The organism is Mesorhizobium sp. BR1-1-3 (assembly GCF_020165455.1).
In the GTDB taxonomy this organism is placed as follows: Bacteria; Pseudomonadota; Alphaproteobacteria; order Rhizobiales; family Rhizobiaceae; genus Mesorhizobium; species Mesorhizobium ciceri.
In genome coordinates this window covers 440,775-457,260 of sequence record NZ_JAIUIC010000004.1, presented here as the reverse complement: position 1 = coordinate 457,260, position 16,486 = coordinate 440,775, and the positions used below count along the sequence as shown (strand labels likewise).

The window sequence follows — 16,486 nt, the reverse complement described above, 5'->3', positions numbered from 1 at the left end:
AAAACCGCCCGCAGCGATGTGCTGCGGGCGGGCTGGTGAGGTCAGTCGATCTGCTAGAAATTGCGCTGGAAGCGGACGATGCCGCCGACGCTGCTCTTCTTGTCGGCCTTGGTCCAGTTGTTGAAGTCGAAGTCGTCGAATTTTCCTGCATTGAGGTAATCGACTTCAGTCGTGACCGTAAAGCCGGGCACAATGGTATAGGCAACGTTGGCAGCGACGCCGAGGTTCTTCCAGTCGTCATAGGAAATCTGGGCGTTGAACGAGGTCTTCTCGTTGAACTTGTAGGTGCCGCCACCCCAGACTGCCCAGTTACCGCCCCACGGCTTGTATTGGGTACGGCCTGTGCCGAAGTCGTTGATGTTGTCGTTGGTGCCGTAGCCGCCCATGACGAACAGCGTCAGTTCCTTGCTGACGTTGACGTCCAAACGGACCTTGCCGGCCACTTCCTCATAGTTGCTGTCATAGGCCACGACGCCAGTGATCGCACCCCAGTCGCCCTTGTACTTCAAGCCGCCGACGACATGCGGAACATAGCTGTCGATGGTGTTGACGGCGGTGCCTTCCTCAAGCGAGACCACGCCCGTGAAGCCGCTGCCAGCGTCGAAGTAATAGCTGATGAGATTGGTATCCTTGACACCATACGGGATGAGCGTGTCCTGGATGACATTGCCGGCATAACCGATGAACTGGTCGTATACCGTTTCATCCTTACCGACGCGCAGGCCACCGAGCTGGATCCAGGCGAAATTGAGGGTGGTGGTCTTGTTGCCGGCCTGCCAGCCGTTGTTGGCCGGGGTCTGGTCGGTATAGTCGCCGGAGGAGTTGCCGAACTGGAAGCGAGTTTCGGTGAAGGTTTTCAGCGTGCCGAGCTCGGTTTCCTGGCCGGTATAAGTCCTCAGCGTGAAACGCATGTTCTTATACCAGGTGTCGTTCGTTCCGCCGTCCATGTGATCGGGAACGTTGTTGGCGCCATCGAGCGAGCCGGAATCGCCGACGCCCATGTCGTAGCGGAGGTAGCCGCCGATGCGCAGGCAGGTCTCGGTGCCCGGAATATAGAAGTAGCCGGCGCCGTAGACGTCGCAAATCTTGACGTATTCGGCCGGTTCCGGTTCGGCGACGACGACAGCGTCGGCGGCGCGTGCGCCGCTGACCGCGATCAGGGCCGCGGCTGAGCCGAGAAGGAGGCTCTTGATGTTCATTTTCTGACCTCTCCAGTCATAGTTTTAAATGGCTTCGGATTTGTGGCTGGCGGCAATGTTTTCCCGCCTCACCCCCACAACGAAAAAGGCTCACACCGCTCGCCCTTTTCAGCGGCGAACATACCCATCGATCATCTGCCTTCAATGACGATTTCCGAAATAATGCCAATTCCGCGAACAGATTAATGCTGTGTTGCACAAATAACACTTGCCGCGATGGCGAATGGCACAAGTGGCACAACGTCACACATTGAATATATATACGGATACTTTCGCGACTAAATATAACTACGACGTTTTATATTTCTAAAAGACCGCACAATGTGGAATATCTACCTGGTTTTCGCCGACATCGACCTGAATCTTGCCGACCCCTCTATCGCCAGGTGACGCCCATTCGCCAATCCCACTCTGATGCCGAGGCGAAAAGCGGGATGACGCTTCCAAGCCTGTCTGCTTCTTCCAAGACGATCGAAACCCTGGAGCGCTGTGGTGTCCCCGATTGTGACAGCAGCCAAACGTTCAAAACGATTCCTCCGTGACGCCTCTCAGTCGACCTTGGCGACACGGGCGACGTGGTCGTCCGCCTCGATCAGGCGGATCGGCACTCCCGGGAAGCATGGCGTCGGTCGGAATGTCCCTGGTCGCGCCATGCGACGGCGGATGTTTGGCGACGGGACTGGGTTCTGGTTGGCTAGAGTGGCTTATCGTTCGGCGCTTCACGCTCGCGCGCGCGGTCGGCAAGGACTTCATCGATTACGTGACAGGATTTCTCAACCTCAACAGGGTTGGCGTCGATCTGTCCAGCGACCGTGATCAGCGCCTTCCAAAGCGTCCAGCCACGACCGCGCGCCCACATCGCCTCGTCGGTCGGAAGCCCGGCACGAAACGCCTCCCGGCTTTTGCCTTCAAACAGCGTCCACGCAATCGCCAGATCGCAGGCGGGATCGCCGACGCCGGAGGTTCCGAAGTCGATCACCGCGCTCAATCGGCCTTGCCTGACCAACAGGTTTCCCCAGCTGACGTCACCGTGGAACCAGACCGGCGCACCGTGCCATTGTGCGGCAAGTGCTGCCTCCCACACCGCACTGGCTGCGGCCGTATCGATCTTGCCTTCGAGGGCGGCAATCGCTTGCCGGGCCTCGCCATCGTAGACGCTGAGTGCTCCGCCGCGAAAGAAATTGTGCTGTCCCGGCGCCGGTCCACCGGTGGCATCGATACGCTGAAGGGCGACCAGGAACGCGGCCAGGTCGGTCGCAAATTGCGGCAGGCTGGCATTCCGCTCGCGCTCTGCCGTCTCGCCTTCGATCCAGCGGTAGACGGACCAGTGCCAGGGATAGCTTTCGGCCGGAACTCCCATCGCCAGCGGCACCGGGATCGGCAGCGGCAGCAGAGGTGCGAGCCTCGGCAGCCAGCGATGCTCCTTTTCCACCTGCAGGGAATAGGCCGCGGCGCTTGGCAGTCGCACGGTCATCTCGCCGCCCAGATGAAAGGTCCTGTTGTCCCATCCGCCTGATGCAACCGGCCTGACCGGAAGATCCTTCCACTTGGGAAATTGCGTGGCGTCAATCGGCTGACAAGCGTTATGTCGATGTTCGGCTTGCTGACCATCGAGCCTAGCGCGGAAACTCGAGCCCCATTTCGCGGTAGCGCTCGGGGTCGTCGCCCCAGTTCTCGCGCACCTTGACGAACAGGAACAGGTGCACCTTCTGTTCGAGGATGCCTGCTATCTCCATGCGCGCCGCCTGGCCGATGGCGCGGATGGTCTCGCCCTTGTGGCCGAGAACGATCTTCTTCTGGCTGTCGCGCTCGACATAGATGGTCTGGTCGATGCGCACCGAGCCGTCCGGCTTCTCTTCCCATTTCTCGGTCTCGATATGCGAGGAATAGGGCAATTCCTGATGCAGCCTGAGATAAAGCTTCTCGCGCGTGATCTCGGCCGCGAGCTGGCGCATCGGCAGGTCCGAGATCTGGTCTTCCGGATAGTACCAGGGACCGACCGGCAGAGACTCGGCCAGATAATCGAGCACGTCCTTGCAGCCGGAACCGGTCAGCGCCGACACCATGAAGGTGCGCTTGAACGGCACCCTTTCGTTCGCTGCCGCCGACAGAGCCAGCAGCGCTTCGTGCTTGACGCGGTCGACCTTGTTGAGGATCAGCACCATCGGCTGGCGCACATCCTTCAGCCGCTCAAGGATGGCGTCGGCGTCGCCCCTGATGCCGCGCTCGGCGTCGATCAGAAGCAGTACGATATCGGCGTCCTTGGCGCCGCCCCAGGCGGTGGTCACCATCGCCGTGTCGAGCCTCCGCTTCGGCTTGAAGATGCCGGGCGTGTCGACGAAAACGATTTGCGCATTGTCATGCGTGGCGATGCCGCGCACGATGGCGCGGGTCGTCTGCACCTTGTGGGTGACAATCGACACCTTGGCGCCGACCAATTGGTTGACCAAGGTCGACTTGCCCGCATTGGGCGCGCCGATCAGCGCGACAAAGCCGGAATGCGTGGCGGCGGCTGTGCTCGCCGGCTCTTCGGTAGCGGTCATGCCGCGCTCCCTTCACTGGAGGGCCGCGAGCCCCCCGATTTTTGGGCCGATGCGGCGGCCCAGACGCCTTCGCGCACAAGAAATGCCGAAGCCGCCGCTTCTTCGGCCGCCCTGCGCGAGCCGCCGGTGCCGCTTATCGGCGCAAAGCCGCGGACCTGCAAGGATACAGTGAAGACCGGCTGATGGTCGGGTCCCTCGCGCTTGTCGATCACATATTCGGGTCTGATATCGCTGGTCTTGGCAATCCATTCCTGCAGATCGGATTTCGGATTGAGCGGCTTTGCGATCACCGTATGCGAGCGCGGTTCCCAGTAGCGCAGGACGAACCGCCGCGCGGCCTCGATGCCACCGTCGACGTAAACCGCCGCAATCAGCGCTTCGACCGCATCCGCCAGATAGTTTCCGCCCGAGCCCCGCGACCGCATCTTCAAGGCAGAATCGGCGCGGACCAGATCCTCCAGCTGCATTTCGATGCCGATTTCGGAGCAGGTCCGCGCATCGACCAGCGCATTGAAGCGCGGCGCGATTTCACCTTCCGGCGCATCGGGAAATTTTTCGAAAAGCATATCGGCGACGACAAGCCCGAGCACGCGGTCGCCAAGAAATTCAAGGCGCTGGTTGTTGGTGGCCGCCTTGACCGCACTGGAATGCGTCAAGGCGGTCTCGAGCAAACGGATATCCTTGAAGACGTAACCGGTCTTGGCCTTCACCAAACCGGCCAGTGTTTCGCCTGTCGGGCGCTTCAAAGCCATCAATTGACGAAGTGAAACAGGCGCGAAGCGCGCATCAGCGACGGCCATTTCCAGATTTCGAGAGGGCTCGCCTTGCCGGCGATCGAGAAGAAGACAAGATTGGCGCGGCCAACCAGATTTTCCGCGGGAACGTAGCCGACAGTGAAACGGCTGTCGGCGGAATTGTCCCGGTTGTCGCCCATCATGAAATAGTGGCCGGGCGGCACGTCGAATTCGCGGGTGTTGTCGCCGATCGAGTTCGAATTCAGGTCAAGCGTATCGTAGCTGACGCCGTTGGGCAGGGTTTCGCGATAGACATCGATCGGGCGCGATTCCTCGGTGATGTCGGGATTGTCGATCTGGCCTGTTTTCACGCGCGGCACGCCGACGCCGTTGATGAACAGCTGGCCGTCCTTGACCTGGATCTTGTCACCCGGCAGGCCGACCACGCGCTTGATGTAGTCGACGGACGGATCAGGCGGGAATTTGAAAACCGCCACGTCGCCGCGCTTCGGCTCGGAGCCCCAGATGCGGCCCGAAAAAATATCGGGTCCGAAAGGCAGCGAATAGCGCGAATAGCCATAGGACCATTTGGTGACGAACAGATAGTCGCCTTCCAAAAGCGTCGGCCGCATTGATCCCGATGGGATCGAAAAAGGCTGGAACAGCAGCGTGCGAATGACCAGGGCGAGCAAAAGCGCCTGGACGATGACGCTGACGGTCTCGCCAAGCCCGCCGGATTTCTTCTCGGATTTTTCAGCCACGCTCATGTCGTCCTCGATTGTGCGTTGGATGGTATAGAGTCTCGGCGCGCGCTGGGCAACGTCAATGCCGGTCGTCAGAGGCAATCAATGTGGCGCTTCTTCGACGGGCAGCGCCTCGATGATCACAAAGGCTTGAGCGAGCGGGAAATCATCCGTGATGGTGAGGTGGATTGCCGCCCGATGGCCCTTTGGCAGGATTTTGTCCAGCCTGGCCTGCGCTCCTCCCGTCAGCGCCATGGTCGGCGCGCCACTGGGCAGGTTGACGACACCCATGTCGCGCCAGAACACGCCCTGCGCCAGTCCGGTGCCCAGCGCCTTGGCGCAGGCCTCCTTGGCGGCGAAGCGCTTGGCATAGGAGGCCGCGCGGGCGCGTCGATTGTCCGAACGCGCCTGTTCGATGTCGGTGTAGATTCTCTGGACGAAGCGCTGGCCGTGACGCTCCAGCGATTTCTCGATGCGTCTGATGTCGATCAGGTCGCTGCCGATGCCGATGATCATCGCGCAGTGGAACCGATGCTTGCGCCGGGATGGGACGATTGCGCATGCCGGCTTGCGCGCTCGGCCAGGCGTTTGCGCCGCTGTTCGCGGAAAGCGTTCATACCCCAGCGCGTGATGGCGTAGAACAGCAGCCCGAAGATCAAGCCGAGCGGAACCGCACCGATCAGCATCGGTTCAAGGACCGGTTTCCACAATTGCGCGAAGGAGAGGTTGTGCAACATCTCGCCCAGATGCGCCGGCGGCCCATGTGTCGGCAAACGGTCATGCAGGATGAGCTTGCCCGTTTCCCACGACGCGCCCCATAGCAACGGGAAGGTGAGCGGGTTGCCGAAAAAAACCGCGCCAAGCGCCGCCGCCACCAGATTGCCGGCGATCACCCAGCACAGGATGGCAGCGATGATGAAATGGAAACCGACGGGGAAGAATGAAGCGAAGACACCGGCCGCAACGCCGGCCGCCACCGCATGCGGTGTGGCCTTCAGCCGCAGGATGCGCTTGGAAAAATACTGAAGCGAGCGCGAAAACGAGCGGCGCGGCCAAAGATAGGTACGCACCCGCTCATAAAGGCCATCAGGCTTGCGGCGTCGAAATAGCACTCTGTTCCCGTTCCACAGCGCCCGCAACGGCACCTTCAGCCGGGCGTGGCAGCCACATCTTGCGCTTGACGATCACCCTATGGCAATCGCCAGCTTATATAACAACGCGCTGGCGCAAGAACAACCAAACACCTTTTGTGCGCCGCGCTTGTCGCCGCCCTTCGGGGCGGCAGGTCTTGCTTCGAACATTGGACAATCGCGGCAAATTTAAGGAACGGCAGTCGCATCGCCGAAAGGCACAGCGCCGCCAGCGGCTACGGCAGGTATTCGCTGACCTCGACCAGATTGCCGTCCGGGTCGCGGAAATAGACCGACATCATCGGACCTCGGGCCCCGACACGTTCAACCGGGCCGAGTTCCACCACCACACCATTGGCCGCGAGCCGCGCACGGACCTCATCCAGTGGCCGCTCGGTGATCAGGCAGAAATCACCTGATCCTGATGTCGGCGACTTCGCCTTTGGCTCGAAAGTCCGGCCGACCTCATGCACATTGATCTTATGGATACCGAAAGCCAGCGCCGTCGGTCGATCGGCCGCGTCGATGCGCTCAAAACCCAGCACGCGCTGGTAAAACTCACAGGTCACTTCCAGCGAAGCGACCGTCAGCACGAAATGATCGATGCCGGCGATCATTTCCAATTCGTCTTCACGCATGTCGGCATGCCCCGTCAGATGTTGCGGCTGCCGGGCTTGATCGCCGGGATGGCGGCAAGCTCCGGCGGCAGCCGGTCGGCCGGATAGGCCGGGACCTCATACTCGGCAAGCGCGATGAGCGGCACGCCGACATCAGTCTTGCCGGCCGAACGGTCGATGATGCAGGCCGCGGCAACCACCTCGGCGCCAAGATCGCGCAGGCACTCGATGGTCTCCCGGATCGACAGGCCGGTGGTGACGATGTCCTCGACGATGACGACACGCGACCCCCTGGCGATCTCGAAGCGGCGCAAGCGGAACTCGCCCCCTTCCCGCTCGACCCAGATCGCCGGCACGCCGAGATGACGTGAGGTCTCATAGGCCGGGATCAGCCCGCCGATCGCCGGGCCGACGACATAGTCGATCTTGCCGGGCACGCCTGCGCGGATCTTCTCCGCCAGCGCCTTGCACAGAAGCTCGGTCTTGTCGGCATGCATGAACACGCGCGCCTTCTGCAGGAAGACCGGACTCCGCAGGCCCGAGGTCAAAATGAAATGCCCTTCCAGAACAGCACCCGCCTCGCGGAAAATGCCCAGCACTTCATCGGTGTTCATGTCTGCCTCTTTTTGATTGACCATGATGTTGTCCGAAACCGGAGCATGGTCTAGCCATTGACGCGTCTTGCATCGCTGACGCTCGAATTGTCCTTGAGCTGCGATAGCAGCCGGTTGAGGTGCTTGAGATCCCAGACTTCGAGATCGATCAGCATTTCGGTGAAGTCGGGCGCAGTGCGCACCATCGACAGCGTGTGGATGTTGGCGTCGTTCGAGGCAACCACCTGCGCTATATCGGCGAGTGACCCCGGCGCGTTGATGGCGGTGACCGATACGCGCGCCGGAAAGCGTTCCTTGGTGCGCTCATCGATGTCCCAGCGCACGTCGATCCAGCGCTCGGGCTGGTCATCGAACGCCTGCAGCGCTGGCGACTGGATCGGATAGATAGTGATGCCGGTGCCCGGCTGGACGATGCCGACGATGCGATCGCCAGGCACTGCCCCTTCCGGCGCGAAGCGCACCGGCAGATCGCCGCGCACGCCGCGGATCGGCACGGCTCCATCGCGTGGCTGGTCCTTGTCCTTGCGCGCGGCACGACCCGGAATCTGGAACAGCATGCCGGCGGCATTGCGGATCTTCGACCAGCCCTCCTCTCGCGGCTTGGGGACGGCCGTGGTGACGCGCTCATCCTTGTAGTCAGGGAATACCGCCTTCATGACATCAGTGGAGGCGAGCTCGCCACGCCCGACAGAGGCCAGCACATCCTCGATGTCCTTGCGCGCCAACCTGTGCAGCACCTGCTTCAGGCTCTCCTTGGTGAAGGTCTTGCCGGCACGCTCGAAGGCGCGTTCCAGGATGCGGATGCCAAGACCCGAATATTGCTTGCGGATGGCGTTCTTGGTGGCACGGCGGATGGCCGAGCGCGCCTTGCCGGTGACGACGACCGATTCCCACGCCGCCGGCGGCACCTGCGCCTTGGAGCGGATGATCTCGACCTCGTCGCCGTTCTTCAGTTCCGTCATCAGCGGCATGATGCGGCCGTTGACCTTGGCACCGACGCAGGTGTCGCCGACATCGGTGTGCACCGCATAGGCGAAGTCGATCGGTGTCGCGCCGCGCGGCAGCGCAATCAACATGCCTTTCGGGGTGAAGCAGAACACCTGGTCCTGGAACAGTTCCAGCTTGGTATTTTCGAGGAAATCCTCAGGGTTGTCGCCTTCGGCAAGCTGCTCGATGGTGCGGCGCAGCCAGGCGTAGGCGTTGGTTTCCTTTGAAATCGCGTGGGCGGCGCCATTCGTCTTGCCGCCGGTATCCTTGTAGATCGAATGGGCGGCGACGCCGTATTCGGCGATCTTGTTCATCTCTCGGGTGCGGATCTGCAGCTCGACACGCTGGCGCGACGGGCCGACAATGGTGGTGTGGATCGAGCGGTAGTCGTTCTGTTTCGGCGTCGAGATGTAGTCCTTGAAGCGACCCGGCACCATAGACCACGCGGTGTGGATGGCGCCAAGCGCCCGATAGCAGTCCTCGACCGTGTCGACGACGACGCGAAAGCCGAAGATGTCAGAGAGCTGCTCGAAGGACAGCGCCTTGGCCTCCATCTTGCGGAACACCGACCACGGCTTCTTCTGCCGGCTCTTTACGCTGGCGTTGATCGCATGCTTCTCGAACAACGTGGACAGTGCCTTTTCGATGTCCGTCAGCACGCCCTTGTTGCGTTCGAAGATTTCGGCAAGCCGTGCGGTGACGGCGCGATAGGCTTCAGGATTAATGAAGCGGAAGGCGATCTCCTCCAGCTCTTCACGCATGCCTTGCATGCCCATGCGCCCGGCCAGCGGTGCGTAGATATCCATCGTCTCCTCGGCGATGCGCAGGCGCTTGGCCTCCGGCATGTGGTCGAGGGTGCGCATATTGTGCAAACGATCGGCGAGCTTGACCAGCAGCACGCGGACATCTTCCGAAATCGCCAGCAGAAGCTTTCTCAGGTTTTCCGCCTGCTCGGCCTTCTTCGAGACCAGATCGAGCTTCTTCAACTTGGTCAGGCCCTCGACCAGCTTGCCCATTTCGGGACCGAACAGATCGTCGATCTCGGCCCGCGTGGCGGTCGTGTCCTCGATGGTGTCGTGCAGCAAGGCGACCGCGATCGTCGCCTCGTCCATATGCATTTCGGTGAGGATGGCGGCGACTTCGAGCGGATGCGAGAAATACGGATCGCCGGAAGCGCGCTTCTGGTGGCCATGCTTCTGCATGGCATAGACATAGGCCTTGTTGAGCAACGCCTCGTTGACGTCAGGCTTGTAGCGCTGGACGCGCTCGACAAGCTCATACTGACGCATCATGGGCGGAATCTCGCGGTGCTGAAATGATTGATGCGCCGCACTAGCGTACGGCGCATCCCATAGATAGCCACGAAACTGACTGGACGGAAGTGCCGGAAACGTATTCCAGGCAGGTCCAGAACGCTGGCTTAGTAGTCGTCGCTCTTTTCCGGCGGCACCAGGCCCTCGATGCCGGCCAGGAGGTCTTCCTCGGTCATCCGGTCGAAGGTGATGTTCTCCTCGGCGTCGTCGGCGTCGGTGGCGGCAACGGCGGTGCCGGTCTGATCGGCAATCGCCTCGCCATCGGCCTCGGGCTCGTCGACTTCGACGTGCTTCTGCAGCGAATGGATCAGATCTTCCTTGAGGTCGTCGGGCGACAGCGTCTCATCGGCGATCTCGCGCAGCGCCACAACCGGATTCTTGTCGTTGTCACGCGGCACTGTGATCGGCGCGCCCTGGCTGATCTGCCGGGCACGATGGCCGGCAAGGAGCACCAGCTCGAAGCGGTTGTCGACCTTGTCGATGCAATCTTCAACGGTTACGCGGGCCATGGATTGCCCCTTTCATGCGATGGATTTGATGGAAAACAGGCGCGGTCCATAACCCGAACGCCGCCAAAATACAAGCATCATGGCAATGGCTGGGTTGCATGGCGCCCAAACCTTGGTTCAAACACCCGATTTGGCAAAACCAGTCTGTCTTATGTGTTCGGTGTCCCGATCACAATTGCTTGCAGTGCCGCACGCGCCCTTGGATTGCCGCGAAACTGGCGCTATCTCGGATGGCATAGAGGTCAGCCGGTTTATTATGAGCCTGACCGAACGCTATCGCATTTGGTTTAGACGGGTGTTTATTTCGAGAAGGAATATTTTCCATGTTCGACCCTCGTGAAAAAATCGCCCTATTCATCGACGGCGCCAATCTCTACGCGACGTCGCGCGCGCTCGGCTTCGACATCGACTACCGCAAGCTTCTGTCGAGCTTCCAGAAGCGCGGCTATCTGCTGCGCGCCTATTATTACACGGCGCTGGTCGAGGATCAGGAATACTCCTCGATCCGTCCGCTGATCGACTGGCTCGACTATAATGGCTTCAAGGTGGTCACCAAGCCGGCCAAGGAATTCACCGACTCGACCGGCCGCCGCAAGATCAAGGGCAATATGGACATCGAGCTCACCGTCGATGCGCTGGAACTCGCCGATGTCGTCGACCACTACGTCATCTTTTCCGGCGACGGCGATTTCCGCACATTGGTCGAGGCATTGCAGCGGCGTGGCCGCAAGGTATCGATCGTCTCGACCATGGCCTCGCAGCCGCCGATGATCTCCGACGATCTGCGCCGCCAGGCCGACCATTTCATCGACCTGACGACGCTGAAGAACGAGGTTGGCCGTGACCCGTCCGAGCGCCCGGTGCGCAGGCCCGAGCCGGCCGAAGTCGACGAGGACGATTATTGAGGCCGGTCGCCTTGACCGTGCTTTCCGCCTCCGAACCCGGCCGCGATTGCCCGCTCTGCCCAAGGCTGCATGACTTCATCGCCGAGTGGCGGCAGCGCGAGCCGTCCTGGTTCAATGCGCCGGTGCCGACTTTTTTACCACCCGAGGGTGACGCGGCGGTTCAGTTGCTGATCGTCGGGCTGGCGCCTGGCCTGCGCGGTGCCAATCGAACGGGCCGCCCGTTCACCGGCGACTATGCCGGCGACCTGCTCTACTCGACGATGATATCGCACGGTTTTGCGCGCGGAGAGTTCAAGGCGCGGCCAGATGACGGATTGGAGCTGGTCGGCACCGCGATCACCAACGCGGTGCGCTGCGTGCCGCCGGAGAACAAGCCGGTGGGCGCCGAGATTGCCACCTGCCGGACATTCCTGGTGCCGACGATCGCCAGGTTCCCGAACCTGCGCGCCGTGCTGGCACTGGGATCGATCGCGCATCAGTCGACGGTGCGGGCATTGGGCGCGCGTGTCGCCGCCTATCCGTTCAAGCATGGCGGGCAGCTGCCGGCCGGCAGCATCACGCTGTTTTCGAGCTACCATTGCTCGCGCTACAACACCAACACCGGTGTGCTGACCGAAGCGATGTTCGTTAGCGTTTTCAGCCAGATAGCGGCGTTCCTGCAGAAATAGAGTCGGGCGCCAGCGGATCAGCTTGATGGCGCAAACAGTGCAGCCAGCACCGCCGGCCCACCCTTCAGCACGTTCATATCGACATCGCCATTGATGCCGTCGACGCGACCCCTGTTGTGGTACTGCCAGTAGACCCAGTCGTCGCGGTCCGGCTCCAGGAGCAACGAGCGGAGCCAGAGCGGACGGGCAGCAATGCGCCCTGCATAGGTCTGCGCTGCCTCATCGGTCAGATAGACGATCGCAGGTTTGCCGAACGTCGCCTCGACTGGAGCGAGGAACGCGGCCAGTTCGGCGTTCAATTGTTCGGGCGTCGGCCGCTGCGGGCAGTTGCCGCCGAACTCGATGTCGACGACCGGCGGCAGCAGCGGCTGGTCGTGCGGCACAACCGAGATGAAATTCTTCGCCTGGTCGGCGCCAGGTCGGCAAAAGGTGAAAAAGTGATAGGCGCCGACGGCGAGACCGGCGGCGCGGGCCTCTTCCAGATTCCTCGCGAAGGCATCGTCGACATGATCGCCGCCTTCGGTCGCCTTGATGACTGCGAAAGCGACATCGTCGGCGGCGACACGCGGCCAGTCGATCCGGCCCTGATGATGGGAAACGTCGATGCCCCTGAGCGGATATTTGTCGCGGTCCGGCGAGAATGCCTTGAAATAGATGTAGCCGCCTGCTGCGACGAAACATACCAAGACCAGACTGGCCAGACCAAAGAGGACAATTCGGTTCTTCAAGCGAATGGCCCCAGCCTACCCACGCTCTTTTAACAGCCGGCCCTTCTCGCGCGACCAATCGCGCTGCTTCTCGCTCTCGCGCTTGTCGTGCAGTTTCTTGCCGCGGCCGACAGCGAGCAGCAGCTTGGCGCGGCCCTGGTCGTTGAAATAGATCTTTAGTGGCACAAGCGTCATGCCTTCGCGGTCGACGCTTTGCGACAGTTTCGCCATCTCGCGCTTGTTGAGCAGCAGCTTGCGGCGCCGCCTGGGCTCGTGGTTGAAGCGGTTGGCCTGCAGATATTCCGGCAGATAGGAATTGATCAGCCAGATCTCGCCGCCTTCGACCGAGGCATAGCTGTCCTGGATATTGGCCTGGCCCTGGCGCAGCGACTTGACCTCGGTGCCGGTCAGCACCAGACCGGCCTCGACCGTGTCGAGCACCTCATAGGAAAACCGCGCCTTGCGGTTTTCCGAAACGGTCTTGTTGTTGGGATCGGCTTTTCTGACTTGATTCATGATGCGGAGAGGTGGCGCCTCATCCCTAATTAATCAAGCCGGCGTGCTTCATAGCCGCATCGATCTTGTCGGCAGTCGACTGTTCGATCGTCACCAGCGGCGAGCGCAGCACGTTTTCGACCTTGCCTAGCTTCGACAGCGCGTATTTGGCGCCGGAAACGCCAGGCTCGATGAAGATCGCCTTGTGCAGCGGCAGCAGGCGATCCTGCAGATCCAGCGCCTTGGCGCTGTCGCCGGCAAGCGTTGCCTCCTGGAATTCGGCGCACAGCCGCGGCGCGACGTTCGACGTCACCGAAATACAGCCGACGCCGCCATGCGCGTTGAATCCAAGCGCCGAAGCATCTTCGCCCGAAAGCTGGATGAAATCCTTGCCGCACGTGGCACGCTGCTCGGAAACCCGTTCGACCTTGCCGGTGGCATCCTTGACACCGACGATGTTCTTGAAGTCGTGCACGAGCCGGCCCATCGTGTCCGGCATCATGTCGATGACCGAGCGCGGCGGGATGTTGTAGATGATGATCGGCAGCTTGGTCGCCCTGGCGACCGCCGCGAAGTGCTCATACAGGCCGCGCTGCGTCGGCCTGTTATAATAAGGCGTGACGACCAGGGCGGCATCGGCGCCGGCCTTCTCGGCATACTGCACGAGCCCGACGGCTTCCTCGGTGTTGTTGGAACCAGCGCCGGCGACGACCGGAACTCGTCCCTTGGCCACCTCGATGCATACCTTGACGACCTGGCGGTGCTCGTCATGCGACAGTGTCGGCGACTCGCCGGTGGTGCCGACCGGCACCAGGCCCGTCGTGCCCTCCGCGAGTTGCCATTCGACGAATGCGCGAAAGGCTTTCTCGTCGAAACGCCCGCTCTTTTCGAACGGTGTCACGAGCGCAGTAAGCGAGCCTCTCAGCATATCGTCCAACTCCTTGGCACTTCTGGTGTTTTGTGTCGGTGTTTGTGGTCGCGCCTTCTAACCGAAAGCGAAGCGGCGCACCATAGTCTCGACATGGTTGCGCGGCAAGCATTGCCATGGTGCCAGCAAGCGCAATTCGAACGGCCTCGCTAACTCTTTGTTTACGGGCTCTTCACGACCTAAGTTTAGGCTTCGAGGCATCTTCGCCAGCTTGTGGAATGCCAGGACAAGGAAAGATTTAAGGATCATGCCGGGCGGTCGGCCTCACCTTCTCGCGCTGCTTGGCGCCGCGCTCGCGCTGATGCCGGGCATGGCGATCAGCGGCAGCGTGGACGCACGGGTCACCTCAGCCATTCCGATTCCAGGCGCGGCAATTGCGCTGCCAGACCTGCAGGACAGAACGCGACAGGCGCCCTTGCCCGACGTCGCCCCTCTGAAAAGCGGACTGGATGCGTTGGCGCAGGGTGATAGTCCCCGCGCTCGTGGCGTGCGCGATGCCCTTCCGGCGCAGTCGCTCGACCAGCATATCCTTGCCTGGGCGATCGCGCTTTATGGCGGCGACAAGGTTCCGAGCGATGATATCACTGCCGCGGCCAAGATGCTGCCCAACTGGCCGGGGACCGTAGCCCTGCGCAAGAACAGCGAGCGCGCGCTCTATCGCGAGAACCCTGCCCCCGACATCGTCATCAGGGCGTTCGATGGCAGCCAGCCGCAGACATTCGAAGGCGTGATGGTTCTCGCCCGCGCCTATGTGGCGTCCAGCAATACCAAGGCGGCGCGTTCCGTGCTGTCGCCCTTCTGGCGCACCGCGATCCTGGAGGCCAAGGACGAGGCGGCGCTGATCAAGGAATTCGGCAGCCTGATCCCGGCCGCAGACCACCGCTTTCGCATGGAGCGCATGTTCTATGCCGACCGCGCGAATTCCGCGCTGCGCGTCGCCGGCCTCGCCGGCGCCCAGCAGCTCGCCGATGCATGGGCGGCGGCCGACAAAGGCGACAAGAACGCGCCCAAGCTGCTGAAGGCCGTGCCGGCAATGCAACGTTCGGCCGGCTACTTCTTCGCGCAGGCCGAATATTTGCGCAAGCAGGAGGATTTTGCCGGCGCTGCAGCCATTGTGATGCAGGCACCGACCGATCGCGAAGCTCTGGTCGATCCGGATGCCTGGTGGGTCGAGCGCCGGGTGCTGTCGCGTGAACTGGTCGACCAGGGCGACATGAAGGCCGCGTACAAGATCGTCGCCACACACGCTGCCGAAAGTGCCACCAACGCGGCCGACGCCGAATTCCATGCCGGCTGGTACGCGTTGCGCGGCCTGAACGACCCCAAGCTTGCCGCAACGCATTTCGCTCGCATCGCCGACCTTGCCCAAGGGCCGATGACGCTGTCGCGCGCGTATTACTGGCTCGGCCGTGCCGCCGAAGTCGGCGGCCCGGGCAACGCCAAGGATTATTTTGCGCGCGCCGCTGCCTACGGCACGACATTCTACGGCCAGCTTGCCGCCGAACGTGTCGGCCGGCAGGCGCTCAACATCGTCTATCCCTCGCCAAGCGCCGCCGACCGGCAGAACTTTGCCGGCCGCGAGGCCGTCAGCGCCATCAAGCGGCTGCAGGAAGCGGGCTACGACCGCTATGCCGAGACGCTCTATCGCGACCTTGCCGGGCAGTTGACCAGTCCAGGCGAACTGGCGCTGCTCGCTGTCCTTGCCGAAAAGCAAGGGAACCATTTTATGGCGCTGAAAATCGGCAAGATCGCCGGGGCGCGCGGCATCGATGTCGGCGCATTGTCGCATCCGCTCGGCGTCATTCCCGATTCGGCTGACATTTCCGGCTCGGGCAAGGCGCTGGCCTATGCGATCGCCCGCCAGGAAAGCGAATTCAACATCGGCGCCGTGTCCAGCGCCGGCGCGCGCGGGCTGCTGCAGCTGATGCCGGGAACCGCAAGGCAACTGGCGAAGAAGGCCGGGTTGCAGTTTTCGCAAACACGGCTGACCACCGATGCCGGCTACAACGCGACGCTTGGTTCGGCCTTCCTCGGCGAACAGCTCGACCGCTTCAACGGCTCTTACGTGCTGACCTTCGCCGGCTACAATGCTGGCCCCAACCGGGCCAGCCAGTGGGTGGCCAGATATGGCGACCCGCGCGGCAAGGACATCGACGCGGTCGTCGACTGGATCGAGCGGATTCCCTACACGGAAACAAGAAGTTACGTTCAGCGCGTGATGGAGAATTACGAGGTCTATAAGATGCGTATTTCCGGCAAATACGACATTGTCGGGGATCTGGTGAACGGGCGGAGTTGAGCCTTTCTGTCCTTCTCCACTTGTGGGAGAAGGCAAGAGCGCCTTTTATTGACCATCCCTGCCCTCGCCTGTAGCTGTCCAGATTGATACAGCGA

Annotated in this window: 16 protein-coding genes and 1 pseudogene; 3 read left to right on the top strand and 14 right to left on the bottom strand. The window is 61.8% G+C overall.

Annotated features, from left to right (window positions below):
- Positions 1 to 53: 53 nt before the first annotated feature.
- The 11 genes and pseudogenes from LB559_RS12315 to rpoZ form a co-directional block, all read right to left on the bottom strand.
- The gene (locus tag LB559_RS12315) at positions 54 to 1,199 is read right to left on the bottom strand and encodes a porin (protein ID WP_013532581.1); all 1,146 of its coding nucleotides are present in this window, start codon (positions 1,197 to 1,199) and stop codon (positions 54 to 56) included.
- A 694-nt stretch (positions 1,200 to 1,893) separates the two neighbouring features.
- Positions 1,894 to 2,810: pseudogene (locus LB559_RS12310) on the bottom strand (aminoglycoside phosphotransferase family protein).
- 5 nt (positions 2,811 to 2,815) lie between these two features.
- Entirely contained in the window at positions 2,816 to 3,742 is a 927-nt protein-coding gene (era, locus tag LB559_RS12305; RefSeq protein ID WP_224674153.1) for a GTPase Era, read from the bottom strand.
- Positions 3,739 to 4,494, bottom strand: a complete 756-nt coding sequence (gene rnc / locus LB559_RS12300; protein ID WP_013532584.1) for a ribonuclease III — start codon at positions 4,492 to 4,494, stop codon at positions 3,739 to 3,741. Before rnc ends, era begins: the two co-directional genes overlap by 4 nt.
- On the bottom strand, positions 4,494 to 5,243 hold the full coding sequence (gene lepB, locus LB559_RS12295) for a signal peptidase I (RefSeq protein WP_013532585.1): 750 nt from the start codon (positions 5,241 to 5,243) through the stop codon (positions 4,494 to 4,496). Before lepB ends, rnc begins: the two co-directional genes overlap by 1 nt.
- Positions 5,244 to 5,321: 78 nt before the next feature.
- Positions 5,322 to 5,735, bottom strand: a complete 414-nt coding sequence (gene acpS, locus LB559_RS12290; RefSeq protein ID WP_024503069.1) for a holo-ACP synthase — start codon at positions 5,733 to 5,735, stop codon at positions 5,322 to 5,324.
- Positions 5,732 to 6,331 carry a DUF2062 domain-containing protein gene (locus LB559_RS12285; protein ID WP_013532587.1) on the bottom strand — a complete coding sequence of 200 codons (600 nt, stop codon included), beginning with the start codon at positions 6,329 to 6,331 and terminating at the stop codon, positions 5,732 to 5,734. The genes acpS and LB559_RS12285 overlap by 4 nt, the downstream gene beginning before the upstream one ends.
- 254 nt (positions 6,332 to 6,585) lie before the next feature.
- Complete coding sequence (locus LB559_RS12280; protein ID WP_224620996.1) at positions 6,586 to 6,966, bottom strand: VOC family protein; 381 nt, start codon at positions 6,964 to 6,966, stop codon at positions 6,586 to 6,588.
- A 35-nt stretch (positions 6,967 to 7,001) separates the two neighbouring features.
- Positions 7,002 to 7,580, bottom strand: a complete 579-nt coding sequence (gene pyrE / locus LB559_RS12275) for an orotate phosphoribosyltransferase (protein WP_024503071.1) — start codon at positions 7,578 to 7,580, stop codon at positions 7,002 to 7,004.
- Between the two features lie 50 nt (positions 7,581 to 7,630).
- Positions 7,631 to 9,859 (bottom strand): RelA/SpoT family protein, encoded by a 2,229-nt coding sequence (locus LB559_RS12270; protein ID WP_013532590.1) that lies wholly within the window; start codon positions 9,857 to 9,859, stop codon positions 7,631 to 7,633.
- A gap of 128 nt (positions 9,860 to 9,987) precedes the next feature.
- Positions 9,988 to 10,389, bottom strand: a complete 402-nt coding sequence (rpoZ, locus tag LB559_RS12265) for a DNA-directed RNA polymerase subunit omega (protein ID WP_013532591.1) — start codon at positions 10,387 to 10,389, stop codon at positions 9,988 to 9,990.
- Positions 10,390 to 10,712: 323 nt separating this feature from the next.
- Between rpoZ and LB559_RS12260 the strand changes: the two genes are divergently transcribed.
- Positions 10,713 to 11,294 carry an NYN domain-containing protein gene (locus LB559_RS12260; RefSeq protein WP_010915096.1) on the top strand — a complete coding sequence of 194 codons (582 nt, stop codon included), beginning with the start codon at positions 10,713 to 10,715 and terminating at the stop codon, positions 11,292 to 11,294.
- Positions 11,295 to 11,305: 11 nt separating this feature from the next.
- Positions 11,306 to 11,962, top strand: a complete 657-nt coding sequence (locus LB559_RS12255; protein WP_224674151.1) for a uracil-DNA glycosylase — start codon at positions 11,306 to 11,308, stop codon at positions 11,960 to 11,962.
- 17 nt (positions 11,963 to 11,979) lie between these two features.
- On the opposite strand, the gene LB559_RS12250 is transcribed toward LB559_RS12255, so the two are convergent.
- From LB559_RS12250 to dapA, 3 genes are read right to left on the bottom strand one after another with little or no spacing between them, the layout of a single operon-like run.
- On the bottom strand, positions 11,980 to 12,690 hold the full coding sequence (locus LB559_RS12250; RefSeq protein WP_224674150.1) for a GH25 family lysozyme: 711 nt from the start codon (positions 12,688 to 12,690) through the stop codon (positions 11,980 to 11,982).
- A 15-nt stretch (positions 12,691 to 12,705) separates the two neighbouring features.
- Positions 12,706 to 13,185, bottom strand: coding sequence for an SsrA-binding protein SmpB (smpB, locus tag LB559_RS12245; RefSeq protein ID WP_013532594.1), 480 nt, complete (start codon positions 13,183 to 13,185; stop codon positions 12,706 to 12,708).
- A gap of 25 nt (positions 13,186 to 13,210) precedes the next feature.
- Positions 13,211 to 14,092 (bottom strand): 4-hydroxy-tetrahydrodipicolinate synthase, encoded by an 882-nt coding sequence (gene dapA, locus LB559_RS12240; protein ID WP_013532595.1) that lies wholly within the window; start codon positions 14,090 to 14,092, stop codon positions 13,211 to 13,213.
- Between the two features lie 247 nt (positions 14,093 to 14,339).
- Here dapA and LB559_RS12235 point away from each other — a divergent pair, with 247 nt between their 5' ends.
- Positions 14,340 to 16,391: a lytic transglycosylase domain-containing protein gene (locus LB559_RS12235; protein WP_224674149.1), complete on the top strand. Its 2,052-nt coding sequence runs from the start codon at positions 14,340 to 14,342 to the stop codon at positions 16,389 to 16,391.
- Positions 16,392 to 16,486: the final 95 nt, after the last annotated feature.